The sequence below is a fragment of the Luteococcus japonicus genome (genome assembly GCF_003752415.1).
In the GTDB taxonomy this organism is placed as follows: domain Bacteria; phylum Actinomycetota; class Actinomycetes; order Propionibacteriales; family Propionibacteriaceae; genus Luteococcus; species Luteococcus japonicus.
The window spans coordinates 2,485,606-2,501,565 of record NZ_RKHG01000001.1; the positions used below are offsets into that span (position 1 = coordinate 2,485,606).

The 15,960-nt window shown below is 68.8% G+C and carries 16 protein-coding genes; 6 read left to right on the forward strand and 10 right to left on the reverse strand.

Going from position 1 to position 15,960, the window contains the following annotated elements; genetic code table 11:
- Positions 1 to 104: 104 nt before the first annotated feature.
- Positions 105 to 1,838, reverse strand: coding sequence for an ABC transporter ATP-binding protein (locus tag EDD41_RS11820; protein WP_123576037.1), 1,734 nt, complete (start codon positions 1,836 to 1,838; stop codon positions 105 to 107).
- Complete coding sequence (locus EDD41_RS11825; RefSeq protein ID WP_123576038.1) at positions 1,832 to 2,482, reverse strand: TetR/AcrR family transcriptional regulator; 651 nt, start codon at positions 2,480 to 2,482, stop codon at positions 1,832 to 1,834. The genes EDD41_RS11820 and EDD41_RS11825 overlap by 7 nt, the downstream gene beginning before the upstream one ends.
- 61 nt (positions 2,483 to 2,543) lie before the next feature.
- On the opposite strand from EDD41_RS11825, the gene EDD41_RS16935 reads away from it, so the two are divergent.
- The 3 genes from EDD41_RS16935 (at position 2,544) to EDD41_RS11835 (ending at position 3,895) form a co-directional block, all read left to right on the forward strand.
- Positions 2,544 to 2,696: a hypothetical protein gene (locus EDD41_RS16935; RefSeq protein ID WP_170165360.1), complete on the forward strand. Its 153-nt coding sequence runs from the start codon at positions 2,544 to 2,546 to the stop codon at positions 2,694 to 2,696.
- Positions 2,697 to 2,731: 35 nt separating this feature from the next.
- Positions 2,732 to 3,154, forward strand: a complete 423-nt coding sequence (locus EDD41_RS11830; protein ID WP_211336648.1) for a GNAT family N-acetyltransferase — start codon at positions 2,732 to 2,734, stop codon at positions 3,152 to 3,154.
- An 87-nt stretch (positions 3,155 to 3,241) separates the two neighbouring features.
- Positions 3,242 to 3,895, forward strand: coding sequence for an HAD-IA family hydrolase (locus EDD41_RS11835; RefSeq protein ID WP_123576039.1), 654 nt, complete (start codon positions 3,242 to 3,244; stop codon positions 3,893 to 3,895).
- Positions 3,896 to 3,989: 94 nt separating this feature from the next.
- On the opposite strand, the gene EDD41_RS11840 is transcribed toward EDD41_RS11835, so the two are convergent.
- Positions 3,990 to 4,394: a hypothetical protein gene (locus tag EDD41_RS11840; protein ID WP_094765072.1), complete on the reverse strand. Its 405-nt coding sequence runs from the start codon at positions 4,392 to 4,394 to the stop codon at positions 3,990 to 3,992.
- Positions 4,395 to 4,582: 188 nt separating this feature from the next.
- Between EDD41_RS11840 and lysS the strand changes: the two genes are divergently transcribed.
- Positions 4,583 to 6,049 carry a lysine--tRNA ligase gene (gene lysS / locus EDD41_RS11845; RefSeq protein WP_123577075.1) on the forward strand — a complete coding sequence of 489 codons (1,467 nt, stop codon included), beginning with the start codon at positions 4,583 to 4,585 and terminating at the stop codon, positions 6,047 to 6,049.
- 99 nt (positions 6,050 to 6,148) lie between these two features.
- On the opposite strand, the gene EDD41_RS11850 is transcribed toward lysS, so the two are convergent.
- Positions 6,149 to 6,460, reverse strand: coding sequence for a cell division protein CrgA (locus EDD41_RS11850; protein WP_245995638.1), 312 nt, complete (start codon positions 6,458 to 6,460; stop codon positions 6,149 to 6,151).
- A 93-nt stretch (positions 6,461 to 6,553) separates the two neighbouring features.
- Between EDD41_RS11850 and EDD41_RS11855 the strand changes: the two genes are divergently transcribed.
- Entirely contained in the window at positions 6,554 to 7,354 is an 801-nt protein-coding gene (locus tag EDD41_RS11855; RefSeq protein WP_245995639.1) for a DUF881 domain-containing protein, read from the forward strand.
- Between the two features lie 43 nt (positions 7,355 to 7,397).
- Positions 7,398 to 8,045, forward strand: a complete 648-nt coding sequence (locus EDD41_RS11860) for an aminodeoxychorismate/anthranilate synthase component II (RefSeq protein ID WP_211336649.1) — start codon at positions 7,398 to 7,400, stop codon at positions 8,043 to 8,045.
- A gap of 29 nt (positions 8,046 to 8,074) precedes the next feature.
- Here the strand turns inward: EDD41_RS11860 and pknB are convergent, their stop codons facing one another.
- From pknB to EDD41_RS11890, 6 genes are all read right to left on the reverse strand, one after another.
- Positions 8,075 to 10,180 carry a Stk1 family PASTA domain-containing Ser/Thr kinase gene (pknB, locus tag EDD41_RS11865; RefSeq protein WP_123576041.1) on the reverse strand — a complete coding sequence of 702 codons (2,106 nt, stop codon included), beginning with the start codon at positions 10,178 to 10,180 and terminating at the stop codon, positions 8,075 to 8,077.
- Between the two features lie 130 nt (positions 10,181 to 10,310).
- On the reverse strand, positions 10,311 to 11,738 hold the full coding sequence (locus tag EDD41_RS11870; protein ID WP_094765075.1) for a peptidoglycan D,D-transpeptidase FtsI family protein: 1,428 nt from the start codon (positions 11,736 to 11,738) through the stop codon (positions 10,311 to 10,313).
- A 5-nt stretch (positions 11,739 to 11,743) separates the two neighbouring features.
- Positions 11,744 to 13,183, reverse strand: coding sequence for an FtsW/RodA/SpoVE family cell cycle protein (locus EDD41_RS11875; protein ID WP_123576042.1), 1,440 nt, complete (start codon positions 13,181 to 13,183; stop codon positions 11,744 to 11,746).
- Positions 13,183 to 14,649, reverse strand: coding sequence for a PP2C family protein-serine/threonine phosphatase (locus EDD41_RS11880; RefSeq protein ID WP_123576043.1), 1,467 nt, complete (start codon positions 14,647 to 14,649; stop codon positions 13,183 to 13,185). Before EDD41_RS11880 ends, EDD41_RS11875 begins: the two co-directional genes overlap by 1 nt.
- A 1-nt stretch (position 14,650) precedes the next feature.
- Positions 14,651 to 15,121, reverse strand: coding sequence for an FHA domain-containing protein FhaB/FipA (locus tag EDD41_RS11885; protein ID WP_094765077.1), 471 nt, complete (start codon positions 15,119 to 15,121; stop codon positions 14,651 to 14,653).
- Positions 15,122 to 15,135: 14 nt separating this feature from the next.
- A complete protein-coding gene (locus tag EDD41_RS11890; protein WP_094765078.1) occupies positions 15,136 to 15,849 on the reverse strand; it encodes an FHA domain-containing protein in 714 nt (237 codons plus the stop codon).
- Positions 15,850 to 15,960: the final 111 nt, after the last annotated feature.

The window sequence follows — 15,960 nt, forward strand, 5'->3', positions numbered from 1 at the left end:
CCCCTCGGCGGGCTCGGGGAGCGTCGTGCCGGGGCTGTCCTTGATGTCGGCCGAGCTTGTCGAAGCCTCCGGCAGGGCGCGGCGTGGGGTGTGTTCGGGGGTGCTCATGCTGCCTCCTCGGCGCTCAGCTGGGAGTCGACGATCTCGACATAGGTGGGGCAGCTCGCCAGGAGCTGGTCATGGGTGCCGCGGCCGACGATCCGGCCGTCCTCGAGCACCAGGATCTCGTCTGCCTCGCGGATGGTGCTCACCCGCTGGGCGACGATCAGCACCGCGGAACCGGTGGTTTCCTTGGCCAGGGCCGCGCGTAGCCGGGCATCGGTGGCGACGTCCAGTGCGCTGAAGGAGTCGTCGAAGACGTAGATCCCGGGCTTCTTCACCAGGGCCCGGGCAATCGACAGGCGCTGGCGCTGCCCGCCGGAGACATTGGTGCCACCCTGGGCGATCTCCGCCTCCAGCTGGCCGTCCATCTCGCGCACGAAGTCCGCGGCCTGGGCGGTCTCCAGTGCCGCCCACAGCTCGTCGTCGGTGGCATCCGGCTTGCCATAGCGCAGGTTGCTGGCGACGGTGCCGCTGAACAGCCAGGGCTTCTGCGGAACCAACCCGACCCGGGCCCAGAGGGTGTCCGGGTCGATCTCCCGCACGTCGATCCCGTCGACGAGCACCTGCCCGCCCGTGACGTCGAAGAGGCGGGGGATCAGGTTGACCAGGGTGGACTTGCCGGAGCCCGTGGAACCAATGATGGCGGTGGTGCGGCCGGGGGCGAGCTGCAGGTCCATCTCGTCGAGCACGGGCACCTCGGCGCCCGGGTAGGTGAACTCGACGTCGCGCATCTCCAGCACGCCGCGTCCGGCCAGCTCGGTGACGCCCTCCTGGGGCGGGATGACACTGCTGGAGGTGTCGAGGACCTCCATGATGCGGCCGGCGCAGACGGCGGCGCGCGGTGCGAAGACCAGCATCATCGTCGCCATCATCACGCTCATCAGGATCTGCATCAGGTAGGTGAGGAAGGCCGTCAGCTGGCCCACCTGGATGTGACCCTCGGCAATCCGGTGGCCGCCGAACCACATCACGCCCACGGATCCCAGGTTCATGATCAGCATCACGAAGGGGAACATGAAGGACATGTGGCGCCCCAGGCTGGTTGCGGTCTGCGTGAGGTCCGCATTGGTCTGCTCGAAGCGCTTGGCCTCGTGGGGTTCGCGGACGAAGGCGCGCACCACCCGGATGCCGGTGATCTGCTCGCGCAGTACCCGGTTCAGGTTGTCGATCCGGGTCTGCTGGATGCCGAACAGCGGGGTGACCCGCCAGATCAGCAGCACGACGCCGGCGGCCAGGGCCGCGACGGCGGCCAGGATGAGCCAGCTCATCCCCGGGTCCTCCCGGACGGCCATGATGATGCCACCGACCATGGTGATGGGGGCGCTGATCATCATCACGCAGGTCATCAGCACCAGCTGCTGCACCTGCTGCACGTCATTGGTGGTGCGGGTCAGCAGGCTGGGGGCGCCGAAGTGGTTGAGTTCGCGGCTGCTGAAGCCCAGCACCCGGTGGAAGATGGCGTCGCGGACGTCGCGGCCGAACTGCATGGCGGCACGGGCGCCGAACCAGACGGCGGCAATCTGCGCGGCCACCTGGACCAGGCTGACGCCGAGCATCCAGGCGCCGTGGACCCAGATGTAGTGGGTGTCGCCGCGGGCGACGCCCTGGTCGATGATCCGGGCGTTCAGGTTGGGCAGGTAGAGCGACGCGATGGTCGCCACCAGTTGCAGGGCGAGGACGGCCCCGATCAGGCCCCAGTAGGGCTTGATGTGGCGGTTGATGAGTTTGATCAGCACGGGTCTTCCTTGGTCATGCCGTGCAGCAGGAGCTGCGCGATGCGTGCGGCGTCGGTGAGCCGACGGTCCGAGATGTGGGGATGGCTGGTGGCGAAGGCCATGCCTCGCACCAGGCTGGCGGCCTCTTCAGGGCTGCAGGTGAGCCGTTGGGCGTCGGTCTCCAGGACGCGGACGATGGCGGCGTGGAGCTCCTGGGCGCGGGCCTCGTGGAGGGCCTGTCCCTCGGGGGTGTGTTCCTTGGGCTTGTGGCGCAGCTCGTCGGCCTCGGGGCTGGGTATCTGGAAGAGGGCCGCGAAGACGGCCGAGACCTCGTCGATGCTGCGTTGCAGCCTGCCGACGGTGAGCATCACGCGTGTCTCGAGGCCGGCGGTGCGATCGATTGCGTCGAGGTCCCGCACGATCACCGTGGTGTCCATCGCATCGGCGATCACGGCCTGCATCAGGTCTCGCTTGGTGGGGAAGACGCGGAAGAGGGTGCCCTCCGCGATCCCGGCCGCCTCGGCGACCTGCTTGGTGGTGAAGCTGCCGCCCAGCTCCAGCAGCAGGGGGCGGGCGGCGCGCACGATCTCGGCGCGGCGTTCGTCGGGGGGAAGTGATGGTGCTCGTGGTGTCACGTCGACGAAGCCTAGTGAGTGAGTACTCACTCATTCAAATGCACCTTGTGGAGTGGCAAGGCCTGACCGGCGCTCGTGGCAACCTTCTGTCATGTCCACCCAGCACACCCCCGACCCACGCGACGTGGACACCGCGGCCCGCATCCTCGGCCAGGCCTTCTGCGACTATCCCGTCTTCACCGCCACCCTCACCGACCCGCTGCGCCGACAGGCCGCCTTGCCGCTGACCTTCCGGTCCCCCTGATCCGGCAGTTCGCGCCCCGTGGCGGGCTGGACCTCTTGGATCGGGAGGGCGAACCCGTCGGAGCTGCCCTGTGGGCGGACGGCACCCAGGACGAGGCAGGGCTGCTGGTCTCGCTGCGCAGTGGGCAGCTGAGCTTTGCGCTGGCCGCCGGCCTGCGCGACGCCGTGGCGCTGATGCGCGTCCAGGAATGCAACGTCCGCGTGCACCGGGAGATCATCCGGGAGCCGCACGCCTACCTGCTGGCACTGGCCGTCGCTCCCGGTCACCAAGGAACCGGCGCCGGCAGCGAACTGCTGGAACGTGGGCTGGCGCGGGTCGACGGGGCCGGTCTGCCCGCCTACCTGGAGACCAACCTTCCCCAGAATGTGAGGCTCTACCGCTGCCACGGCTTCGTCGTCGTCCGGGAGGGCCGGGGCCAGGGTTACGACAGCTGGTACATGCTTCGCCCTGCCCGCTGAGCCCTGCCCGCTGAGACCTGCCCGCTGAGACCCTGACGGCGCCGGGAAGGCCGAAGAGGGCCGCTGGGCTCGTGTCAGGATGGGGACATGGCCAGCGATTCCCTGCAGGGACGGCACTTCGACGCCGTCATCTTCGACGTGGACCAGACCCTCGTCGACTCCGCCCGCACCCTCGGCGAGGTCTGGGGGCGGTGGATGGCGGAGTACGACGTCGAACCCGACACCTCACGCAGCTGGCACGGCTGGACCAGTGAGGCCATCATCCGGCTCTGCCTGCCCGAGGAGCGCGTCGCGGAGGGCCTGCGGCGGATCGAGGAGTTGGAGACCACCATCACTGAGGGCATCACCGCCCTGCCCGGCGCAGCAGAGTCTCTCGCGGCGCTGCCTCCCGAACGCGTCGCGGTGGGCACCAGCGGCACCGCCGCCGTGGCTCGCGCCCGGCTCGCCGCGGCAGGCCTGGACTGCCCCCCGGTCCTGGTCAGCGCCGACGACGTCGAGCATGGCAAGCCGGCTCCGGACGTCTTCCTGGCCGCGGCCCACGGGCTGGGCGCCGACCCCACCCGGTGCCTGGTGGTGGAGGATGCCGCCGCGGGGCTGGCAGCTGCCCGTGCCGCGGGGATGGCCACCCTCGCGGTGATGACCAGCACCCCGCCGGACCAGCTCGACGCCGACGCCCGGGTGCGTGACCTGTCAGAGGTGGCCTGGCGCGTCGACGAGGCGGGGATCGCCGTGGAGCTGTGAGCGGGAAGCGCGGGTGGGCAGGGAAACGGGGCGGCGCCCCCACGGCACCGCCCCGTCCGGCTCCGCACACCCCACGTGTGCTTGTCGAGAGACCCTACTTGTCGTAGGGGTCATTCTGCGCGTTGTCGATCAGGCTGCGGGCATTGCCCTCCCCGCGGTCCGCGGCCTCACGCGCGGCAGCCGCCTGTGCATCCAGACTGGCGACGTCCTGGGGAGCGCCCTCGGTGGTCACGCCCTGGTTCCGGGTCACCACCGTGTCGTCCTTGTGGGCCATTCGGTTGTCCGGGTCCTCACGGCCGAAGTGATCCGCGCTCTCACGGGCGTCGCGGGTCACCTGCGCCTCACGCAGACGGTCTGCCTGCGAGTCATCCTGCACAGGTTCGCCGACGGCCTCGATGGGGTCCGGGGCCACGTCATCGCCGGTGGGCTGGGCGTCGATGGGCTCGACGCGGTCCGGGTCCTGATCTGCGTCTGGCGCGAAGCGGTTGTTCTCGCTCATCACTGTCTCCTGGTCCCTGCTGCCGGTACTTTGGAGTCTCCACCGTAGGAGCTCGTGGTGCTCCCCGTCACGCGGATTCGCTGGCCGCTGAATGACCGCAATGCTCACGATAGGCTGTGACGGTGAGTCAGAAGAGCCAAGACCAGTCCGCTGCCCCCGCCGTCGAGGGGCCCTCTGTTTCCGAGCAGATGCAGGTTCGGCGCGACAAGCGCGAGCGCATCCTGGAGGCGGGCAAGCAGGCCTACCCCGCCGATCTTCGTCGCAGCCACACCCTGACAACGGTCCGCGCCACCTGGGGGCACCTGACCGCCGGTGAGGAGACCACCGACGAGGTGACCATCGGTGGCCGCGTCGTGTTCATCCGCAACACCGGCAAGCTGGCCTTCGCCACGCTGCAGGACGGCTTCACCCATGCCGATTCTGGTGAGCGGCTGCAGGTGATGCTGAGCCTCGCCGAGGTGGGCGAGGAGGCCCTGACGGCATGGAAGGCCGACGTGGACCTGGGCGACTTCGTCTGGGTGCGTGGCCGCGTGATCTGCTCCAAGCGCGGTGAGTTGTCCGTGATGGCCGCCGAGTGGCGGATGGCCTCCAAGGCGCTCCGCCCGCTCCCGACGCTGCACAAGGAACTCTCCGAGGAGGCCCGCGTCCGCCAGCGCTATGCGGACCTGGTCGTGCGCCAGGAGGCCCGGGACATGGTGCGCACCCGCGCCGCCATCTACCAGGCGATTCGTCGCACGCTTGACGGCCAGGGCTTCCTGGAGATCGAGACCCCGACGCTGCAGCTGGTCCACGGTGGTGCCGCGGCACGACCCTTCAACACCCACCTCAATGCCTTCGACATCGACATGACCCTGCGCATCGCGCTGGAGCTCTACCTCAAGCGGGCGATGGTGGGCGGCGCGGACCGCGTCTACGAGATGGGCCGCATCTTCCGCAATGAGGGCATCGACTCCTCGCACTCGGCGGAGTTCACCATGCTCGAGGCCTACATGAGCTGGGGCGACCAGTTCACCATCGCCGACGTCATCAAGGACGTCGTGATGGCGGCCGCCGAGGCCACCGGCATCCACCAGATCGAGACCGACAAGGGCACCATCGACCTCGACGGCGAGTGGACGTGGCTCAGCTTCTACCCGGGGCTGTCCGAGGCGATGGGGGAGGCCATCACCATCGACACCTCCGCCGAGCGACTCATCGAGCTGCTTGAGGAGCGCGAGATCGACCACGACCCGAAGTGGGCCCCCGGCAAGTTGGCGATGGAGCTCTTCGGTGAGGTCGTCGAGCCGACTCTGCTCAACCCCACCTTCGTCTGCGACTACCCGGCCATCGCCCAGCCGCTGGCGCGTCCGCACCGCAGCGAGCCCGGCCTGGTGGAGGCCTGGGACCTGATCATCGGCGGCATGGAGCGCGGCACCGGCTTCAGCGAGCTGGTGGATCCCGTCGTCCAGCGCGACGTGCTGACCAAGCAGTCGCTGGCGGCCGCCGCGGGCGATCCCGAGGCGATGCAGCTCGACGAGGACTTCCTCAATGCCCTGGAATTCGGCTGCCCGCCCATGGGTGGCCTTGGCCTGGGCATCGACCGCCTGGTGATGCTGTTCACCGACGCGGGTATCCGCGAGACGATCCTCTTCCCGCTGCTGAAGCCGCTGGGCTGACACTCGCCACAGATGCAGATCGACCCCCCAACGCACGTATTGCGTTGAGGGGTCGATCTGCATCTGTTCCGAATCGGCAGACACTCCGAGCCCGTGTGGTTACTTCCACATGGTGGCGATGCCGAAGGCCGACATCATCAGGCCCATCCCCACCAGGACATTCCAGTTGCCGAGCGCACGCATGCCCGGCACCATGTCCCCGGCGATGTAGAAGACCACCAGCCAGGCGACGCCCAGCAGACCCGTGGTGATGAAGGCATACGGCACCCACGCGGTGCTGCGGGTGGCCGTGTGGCGTTCACGGTCACGACGCTTGGCGGCGATCTCCTGCTTGGATTCCACCTTGTGCTTGGTGGCGGCAGCCTTTCGGACCTTCGACTCGGGCAAGACCTTCTCCTGGTTGGGTGGCATGGACGTGGTGTTGGGCGGCAGCGTGCCGCCCTCACGCGGGTAGCCTAGTTGAGACTTCCCCCGAACACCCGTCGACCTCACCCAGGAGGCAAGGTGGAACCCCGCCGCAGCCTGCCCCGCCAAGGCCTGGCTCGGCGTGTCCTGCGCCGGGTGCACGTCGCCTCGCTGCACCAGCGAAACCGCCCGGTCTCTGCCACCGCACGCTTCGCGTCGCTCCTGGTGGTGGTGCTCGCGGGGGCGATGATGGCCATCAGCGCCCGGACCAGTGGCGGGACGGACCTGCGCCCGGACCGCAACCAGGACCTCGTGGGCCTGGTGCGCAGCCAGGCCGAGGCCAACCTGGAGCTGCAGCGCAAGGTGGAGGCACAGCGCAACCAGGTGGATGCCCTGGGCGTCAGCACCGGCGGTGAGGACGCCACCGGACGTCGCGCACTGGAGCAGGCCAACAAGGAGGCGGGCCTCACCCCGGTCAAGGGCCCCGCGATGCGGGTGACGCTCACCGATGCCCCCCTCAGCGTGAAGCCGATGGGCATCGACGAGGACCTGCTCGTGGTGCACCAACAGGACATCCAGATGGTGGTCAATGTCCTGTGGGCTGCCGGAGCGGAGGCCATGACCATCCAGGGGCAGCGCGTGACCAGCCTGACCGGCATCAAGTGTGTCGGCAATACCGTCGTGCTGCGGGGTGTGCCCTATGCCCCGCCCTATGTGATCACCGCCATCGGGGACCCGGCACGGCTGGAGGCGGCGCTGGCCACCAGCAAGGAGGTGGCCGTCTACAAGGAGTACGTCGACGCATACCGGCTGGGATGGAAGCAGGAGCGTCTGGCGCAGGTGCGGATGCCGGGCTACACGGGCTCGCTGGCCCTGGAGAAGGCGAGCGTCGAACGCTGAACGCGGTGCGTCGGCCCGTCCTGCGTCCGCCAGAATGGGGCGCATGGCCCGCATCCTGGTGATCGACAACTACGACAGCTTCGTCTACAACATCGTGCAGTACCTGGCGCAGATCGGTGCCGACGTGGAGGTCTGGCGCAATGACGACGCGCGCTTCTTCGTCGACGGGGAGTTCACCGACGAGTGGGCCGATGGCTTCGACGGAGTCCTGCTCTCACCCGGCCCCGGCACACCGGAGGAAGCGGGGGTGTGCATCGACGTGGTGCGGGGCCTGACCGGGCGGCTTCCCATCTTCGGGGTCTGTCTGGGTCTGCAGGCCATGGCGGTGGCCCTCGGCGGCACCGTGGGGCGTGCCCCGGAGCTGCTGCACGGGAAGGTGAGTGAGGTCTTCCATGACCAGGGTGGCGTCTTCGCGGACCTGCCGAGCCCCATCACCTGCACCCGGTACCACTCACTGGCGATCGTGCCCGAGACCCTGCCGGACTGCCTGGAGGTGACTGCCCGCACCGCCAGCGACGTCATCATGGGCGTGCGGCACCGCGAACACCCGGTGGAGAGTGTGCAGTTCCATCCGGAGAGTGTGCTGACACAGGGCGGGCACCAGATGCTGGCTCGCTGGCTCGTCGAGTGCGGCGACCACGAGGCTCCGGCCCGCGCCACTGGCCTCAGCCCCCTGATGAACCTGGGCTGACCACCTCGGTTCCCGAGCCCGTCGAGGGGTCAGGCCGGCTTCGAGGGGGCGGCGCTGGACTGCTCACTGGAGGGCGCCGGCGACGGGGTGGCCGCTGCCTGCCCCACGCCGATCGTCACGGTGGAACCCTTGGCGGCCTTGCCGCCGGCGGGGCTCTGGTCCACGACGGTGCCGACCATCGCCTGGTCCGTCACCTCGGCGGGGGTGGTGATGACGTGGAAGCCGGCCGCCTTCAACTCGCTGATGGCGGCATCCCGGGGCTTGTTGGTGACCTTGGGCACGTCCACCTCGTCGGTGGTCTGGGTCTCGGTGGCCGACGGTTGTGCCGAGGGAGTCTCGGTGGTGGGCGTGGCCGAGGCCGGGGTCGGGGGCGCGACGGGCTGCGCCGTGTTCATCGTGACATTGATTCCATCGGCGCGGACAGCTTCTTCGCGGCCGTTGGCCCTGGGCCACTGACTCTTGACAGTCGCCTTGGGATCAGACGAAGGAGGGTCTTGGGTGAGTGTGAAGCCAGATTCCTGCGCAGTCTTCTGGGCGTCGTCCCAAGTCATCCCCACGAGATTTGGCACCACTGACTTACCGGTGGCAAGCGATAGGACCACCTTCTGGGTGGCAGGAACCACGTCGGCTCCCGGCGCAGGATTCGAGGTCACCACCTGCCCGGCCTTGAAGTCCAGGTGTTCCTTCTCCTGATCCGGGCGAGCCTTCTCGGTGGTGATGTTCTTGGTGACGAAGCCGGCCTCCACCAGCGCCCTGCGGGCGTCGTCGGTGGTCATGCCGACGATGTTGGTGGGGATCTTGTTGGTCTTGGGGCCGTCATTGATCGTGATGGTCACCGCCGAACCCTTCGGGGCCTCCTTGCCGGCCAGCGGGTTCTGGTCCACCACCTGGTTGACGGTGTCCTCCTCGCCATAGGTGTGGGTGGTCTCCACCCGGAAGCCCGCCGTGGTCAGCTGCGCGCTGGCGCCCTGCTCGGTCTGGCCGATGACGGTGGGCACGGTGGCCATGTCCGCATTGCTGGTGGGCCTCAGGTAGACGTAGGCGCTGATCCCGCCGATGGCCAGCAGGGCCGCGAGCAGCAGGGCCAGGATCCAGGCAATGGGGGAACGCTTCTTGGGCTCCTCGTCCATGATGGCGTCCTGCTCGCCTGTCAGCGTCCCCACCCCGGCCGGGCTGGCGCTGGAGGCGCTGGCGGCCACCACCGTGGTGGCCCCCGAGGACTGGTCGAGCGGAGTCGTCACTGCCGTCGGCGCGACGGGGGCAGCGGGCACCGCGGCCTGCACCTGCTGGCCGGCCAGCAGCCGTGCGATGTCGTCGCGCATCTCCCGGGCGTCCTGGTAGCGCTGCGCGGGGTCCTTGGCCAGGGACTTCAGCACGATGGCGTCCATCTGTGGCGTGAGCTTGGGGTCCAGCGTCGACGGTGGCACCGGGGCCTCGCGGACGTGCTGGTAGGCGACGCTGACCGGTGAGTCGCCGACGAAGGGCGGGCGGCCGCACAACAGCTCGTAGAGCAGGCAGCCGGCCGAGTAGATGTCCGAGCGGTTGTCCACGGTCTCGCCGCGGGCCTGCTCGGGGGAGAGGTACTGTGCGGTGCCGATCACGGCCGCCGTCTGCGTCATCGTCGCCGAGGTGTCCGCGACGGCGCGCGCAATGCCGAAGTCCATCACCTTGACCCGGCCGCTGGGGGTCAGCATCACATTGGCGGGCTTGATGTCACGGTGGATGATGCCGGCCCGGTGGCTGGTGCCCAGGGCGTCGAGCACCCCCTGGGTCCACTCGAAGGCCTTCTCCGGCGGGATCGGGTCGTCGGAGCGCAGCAGGTCCCGCAGGGTATGGCCCTCGACGAGCTCCATCACGATCCACGGGACGGCGATCCCGGTCTTCTCGTCGGGCTCCTCGCCGGTGTCATAGGTGGAGACGATGTTGGGGTGGTTCAACCCGGCCGCGGACTGGGCCTCGCGGCGGAAGCGGGCCTGGAAGGTGGGGTCCGTCGCCAGGTCGACGCGAAGCCGCTTGACCGCCACCTCGCGGCCCAGGCGCACGTCGACGGCGCGCCAGACCTCGGCCATGCCACCTCGGCCGATCACCTCGTCGAGCTTGTACCGCCCGCCGAGGATCGTGTCTGGCTGGGTCATCGCTGGGATCCTTTCGACCGGGCGACTTGACGGGCGTCATGGTCAGGCGCCGTCCATTGTGCCGAGTGAGTCTGGCAGGAGCATGAGAGCATTGTCAGAGTAGCCTGTGAAAGTGGCGTGACAAGGAGATTCATCGCATGGACTCCACGACGGCGGCGAAGACCGGGCCGGCCAGTCGGCCACCGGCGATGTCGCTGCGGGAGACCTGCGCGTCCTCGATGAAGACGGCAATGGCCACGTGCGGCTCCTCGGCGAAGCCGACGAACCAGGCATAGGGGTTCTTCTTCAGGTCCCACTGCGCGGTGCCGGTCTTGCCGCCGACGGTGATGCCCCCGACCCGGGCGGCGGTGCCGGTGCCATTGGTGACCACGTTGACCATCATCTGCTTGAGCGCGCGGGCATTGTCGGTGTCCATGGCGCGCTCCAGCTCTCGCGCGTCATTGCTGGTCAGCACCGACAGGTCCGGATTGCGCACCTCCTGCACCAGGTAGGGCTGCATCACCTGCCCGTCATTGGCGATGCCGGCGGCCACGACGGCCATCTGCAGCGGGGTGGCGGCGACGTCGAACTGGCCGATGGCGCTCATCGCCGTCTGCGGCTTGTCCGGGCTGGCCGGGAAGCGGCTGGTGGCCGGGTTCAGGTCACCCTCCAGGGAGCTGTCGAAACCGAACTTCTCGGCCTGCTCGCGCACCTTGTCGGCACCCAGTTCCATGCCGAGGTTGGCGAAGGCGGTGTTGCAGGAGACCTGCAGGGCATGGTCGATGGTGGAGGTGGCGCCCCCACAGTCCACCTCATTGCTGAGCTTCGTGGAGGTCTGCGGCAGGGTCATCGACGCCGGTGAGGCGACGGTGGAATCAGCGGTGCGGCCGTCCTCCAGCGCCGCGGCGGCAGTGACCAGCTTGAAGGTGGAGCCGGGGGGATAGGTCTCCTTGGTGGCGCGGTTCACCAGCGGGCGTCCGGGGTCCGCATTCAGCTTCCTCCACGCCTGCTGGGCCGCCGCGAGGTCCGTGGTGGCCAACTCGTTGGGGTCATAGCTGGGCTTGCTGACCAGGGCCTTGACCGCCCCGGTGCGGTAGTCGATGGCCACCACGGCGCCCTTGCGGGTGCCCAGGGCCTGGCTGGCGGCGCGCTGCGCCTTGGCATCGAGGGTGGTCTGCAGGCTGGCGCCGGCCGGCTTCTTGCCCGTGACCGTGTCCATCAGCCGGCCGAAGGCCTGCGAGTCGTCGGTGCCGGACAACTGCGTGTTGTAGCTGGACTCGAGCCCGGCCCGCGCGAAGTCATAGGAGTAGTAGCCCGTCGCCGCCGCGTAGAGGGGGCCCTCGGAGTATTCCCGGGTGTAGTTGAAACGGCCCTTGGACGCCTTGGTCTGGGCAATCGGGGTGCTGCCGACGAGGATCGCACCGCGTTCCATGGCGAACTCTGCGTCCCGGGTGCGACGGTTGCGCGCGTCGGCATCCAGCGAGGCATCGCGGAAGACGGCCGAGTAGCTGAGGTTGGCCAGCAGGGCGAAGAACATCATCGCCGCCACCAGGGCAACCCGACGGATCGGGTGGTTCATGCTGCTCATGCGTCACCTCGCGGGGAGTCGGCGCGGACCACGGGGATGGGCAGGGTGTCCTCGTTCTCGAAGCTGGCGTCGGTGCTGGGCAGTTCGGTGGGGCCGGGGCGACGGGCCTGGTGACTGACCACCAGCAGGATCCCGACGATCACCCAGTTGGAGATCATGGCCGAACCGCCCTGGCTCATGAAGGGCGTCGTCAGGCCGGTCAGCGGCAGCACGCGGGTGACGCCGCCGATGATGGCGAAGACCTGCAGCGCGAAGACGAAACCGAGGCCGCAGGCCAGCAGCTTGCCGAAGGGCTCGTGCGAGGCGAGGGCGGCGCGCAGGCTGCGGGCGACGATGATGCTGTAGACCATGATGATGCCCATCAGGCCGACGATGCCGATCTCCTCACCCAGCGAGGTGGCGATCATGTCGCTGTAGGAGAAGGTGGTCAGGGCGGGACGGCCCAGTCCCCAACCGCGGCCGGTGAGGCCTCCCCAGGCCAGGCCGAACTGGGCGCTGATCACCTGGGTGTTCTGCTCGTAGTTCTCGAAGGGACGCAGCCAGGAGTCGAAGCGCACCTTGACGTGGCCGGCGAAGTGGTAGGCCAGGGTGCCGCCCAGGCCGATCATCACCAGACCGAGGATGGGCCAGCCAGGCTTCTCCGTCGCGACGTAGAGCATGACGACGAACAGGCCGAAGAAGAGCATCGAGCTGCCCAGGTCGTTCTGGAAGACCAGGATGGCCAGGCTCGCCAGCCACATGATGATGATGGGGCCCAGGTCCCGCAGGCGCGGGAAGTCGATGCCCAGCACACGTCGCCCGGCCAGGGCGAGCACCTCCCGGTGGTCCGTGAGGTAACCGGCGAAGGCGATGGCCAGCACGATCTTGGCGATCTCCGCGGGCTGGAAGCTGTACGGGCCGATGGTGATCCAGATCTGGGCACCCATCCCCTGGCTGGTGCCGAGTCCGGGGACAAGGGGCAGCAGCAGGAGGACCAGGCCGGTCAGGAAGAGCAGGTAGGGGAAGCGCTGCAGACGTCGGTGGTCACGCAGCCAGCTGACGACCACGACGAACAGGACGATCCCCAGGACGGTCCACATCATCTGGGTGTCGGCACGGTGCAGGGCCGGCTTCTCCGGCAGCGGCACCTGGTCGATCCGGTGGATCATGGCCAGGCCCAGTCCGTTGAGCAGCAGGACGCAGGGCAGGAGCAGGGGGTCGGCGTAGGGCAGCCGCCAGCGCACGACGAGGTGCGCGGCGATCCCGACACCGAACCAGCCGGCGGCCAGCAGCGGCAGGTTGGCGGGCAGCCGTCCGAACAGGTTGATCTCCACCAGCAGCCAGCCGGCGAGGCCGATGGCCAGCGCGAACAGATCCATGAAGAGCTCGACATTGCGGCGTCGACGGTAGACGAACAGGTCTCCGTCCGCGGGTGCCGCGGTTGTGACGTTGCTCATCAGCACTCCTCCATGGCACCGGGCTCGGAGGCCGTGGACGCGCTGCTGCTGGGGGTTGGGGTGGTCACCGCCCCACCGGGCGAGGCCGAGCTGCTCGGCCCGACGAGCGGGGTCTGGCCGGGGGTGGCGGCCACGGTGGGGGAGCCGGCCGGTGCAGGGCGAGAGGCAGCGGGCGTGGGCGTCTTGCCTCCGGAGGCCTTGCGCTTGGCGATGCACGCGTCGGCGCGGGTGCGCAGCTGTGTGACGGTCGTGTGCGCGGCATCCAGACCGGCGACGGGGATGGTGGTGCGCACCTTCTGCTGGAAGTAGGGCGGCAGGTCGTCGACGAACACGTCGGACTGTTCGGCGACCTCACCGAGCTGCAGGCCGAGCACACTGCCTGGCAGGCCGCGGAAGATCGCCACCTGCTCGTCCTGTTCCCCGACGAAGAACTGGGTGCGGCTGTAGCGCCACGCGCCATAGCCCCCGCCGCCGAGGACCAGTGCGATCGCGGCGGTCAGCACCAGGGCGGTGAGCAGGGGGCCGCGGCGGCCACCCTTGGGGGCGTAACGGGACTTTTCGGCGTCCAGCAGCAGCGGCGCCTCGGCATCCTCGAGGGCTCGTTCACCGGTGGCCTGGGGTTCGGGCCGGATGTCCTCGGGCGCCAGGACGGGGATGCCCGTCAGCGTGTGTTCCACGAGCTCGGGGATCTCGCCGTCGATGGCGGCACCCACGATGACGCCTTCGCGGGCGTCCAGGGCGACGTCGTGCGGCACGACGTCGGCGAGCAGCACCGTGATGTTGTCGGCGCCGCCGGCGCGGTGCGCGGCGGCCACCAGCTTGGCCATTGCCTCGTCCAGGTCGGGGGTCTCGACGATGATCTGACGGATGGTGGTGTCCGGCACGAAGCCGCACAGGCCGTCGGAGCAGAAGAGCAGGCGGTCGTCGAGCATCAGGTCGACGCGGTCGAGGTCCGGCTCGTGGTTGGGCTGGCCATTGAGCACCTTCAGCAGCAGCGAACGGTGCGGGTGGACGGCCGCCTCGGTGAGGCTGATCTTGCCCTCGTCCACCAGCGACTGGACCCAGGAGTGGTCGTGGGTGAGGCGGTGCAGCACACCACCACGCAGCAGGTAGGCGCGCGAGTCACCGATGTGCAGCATGCCGAGCTCGGCGCCGGTGAACAGGGCGCCACAGACGGTGGTCCCCATCCCGTCGAGCGCCGGATCGGCCTGCACCAGGTCTGCCAGTGTGTGGTTGGCGCGGCTCAGCGCACCGGCCAGCAACTCGTCGGTGTCCTCGATGGAGTGGGGGCCGTCGGCCTTGAGGATCTCCCTGATGGCGACGGTGGAGGCCAGGTCACCGGCGGCGGCACCGCCCATCCCGTCGGCGACGACGAGCATGGAGGGCGAGGCGTACCCGGAGTCCTGGTTGTTGCGGCGCACCAGGCCAACCTCGGAATGGGCGCGGAAGTCGAGCGAGAAGGTCATGTCAGGGCTCCAGCCTGAGCTGGGTGCGCCCGATGCGGATCAGGTCGCCCGGGCCGACCCGGGTGGGCTGGGTGATCTTGACGGCGTTGACATAGGTGCCATTGGTGCTGTTCAGGTCTTCCACCAGCCAGCTTCCGTCGTGCTCCGGACGCAGCACGGCGTGGCGGGAGCTGGAGAAGTCGTCGTCGATCCGCACGGTGGAGTTGTGCGCGCGGCCCAGCCCCATCACCCCGTCGAGCGGGTAGACGGCGCCTTGGCCGCGTCCCTCGGTGAGCACCAGGCGGGTGGCGACGGGGGGCAGTTCTACGGCCTGCGACTTCTTGTCCTCCCTGCGGCGACGAAGTCCCCGACGCTGCGGGCTGGGCTTGTCGGTCTCCAGGCGTTCGCCGAAGATGTCGGTGCGGATCACACCCGCTGCCAGGGCGATGAAGACCCAGATCAGTGCAAGGAAGCCAACCCGTACTGCGGCCACGAGGAATTCCAAGGTCAGGCCCCCACGGGGGAGTGCACCAGCATCCGGGTGGAGCCGATCTCGATCCGGGATCCGTCGTCCAACTGGGCCTCGCGGACCTTGGCGCCGTTGACGATGATGCCATTGGTGCTGCCCAGGTCCTCGATGCTGATGGCGATGTCGTCGCCGGTGCCGCGCACGTGGATCTGTGCGTGGCGACGGGAGACGCCGGGATCGTTGATACGCAGGTCCGCCTCGGACCCACGGCCGATCAGCAGGCCGGGGGCGTTGAGCGGGTGGCGCACGCCGTTGACCTCCAGCACCAGTGTGGAGCGGCGGATCATCGTCGTGGACGCCGGTCCGTCGGCCTGCTGGATGCCGGCGACGGCGGCGCTGAGCACCGTGAAGCGGCCGGTGGGTAGGTTCGGGGCCAGCTCGTAGGCGATGGAGATGGGGCCGTTGAAGACGTAGTGGCGTTCCGCGGCGTGCTCACGCAGTTCGGGCACGATCTCGCTGGTCAGCGTCTTGGAGTAGGGGACGAGCCGGTCGTAGTCGTGCTGGCTGAGCTGCACGGTGAACTCGTTGGGCACCAGACGCTTGTCCCGGCTGAGCAGCTTGGCCTCGGCATCCAGTTCCCGCTGCAGCCTGGCCGCGATCTCCACCGGCTGCACGTCGCCCTTGAAGGCGCGCGCGAACACACCATTGACGGCACCCTCGATCTTGTTCTCGAAACGATCGAACAGTCCCATCTGCCCTCCTTCGGTTGGTCCACGCATCACACGTCTGGTCTTGCCACACGAACTCTGGCTCGTCCGATCCTACCGGGCAGTGCCCAGACATCCGCACAGCTTCGAGTCTTG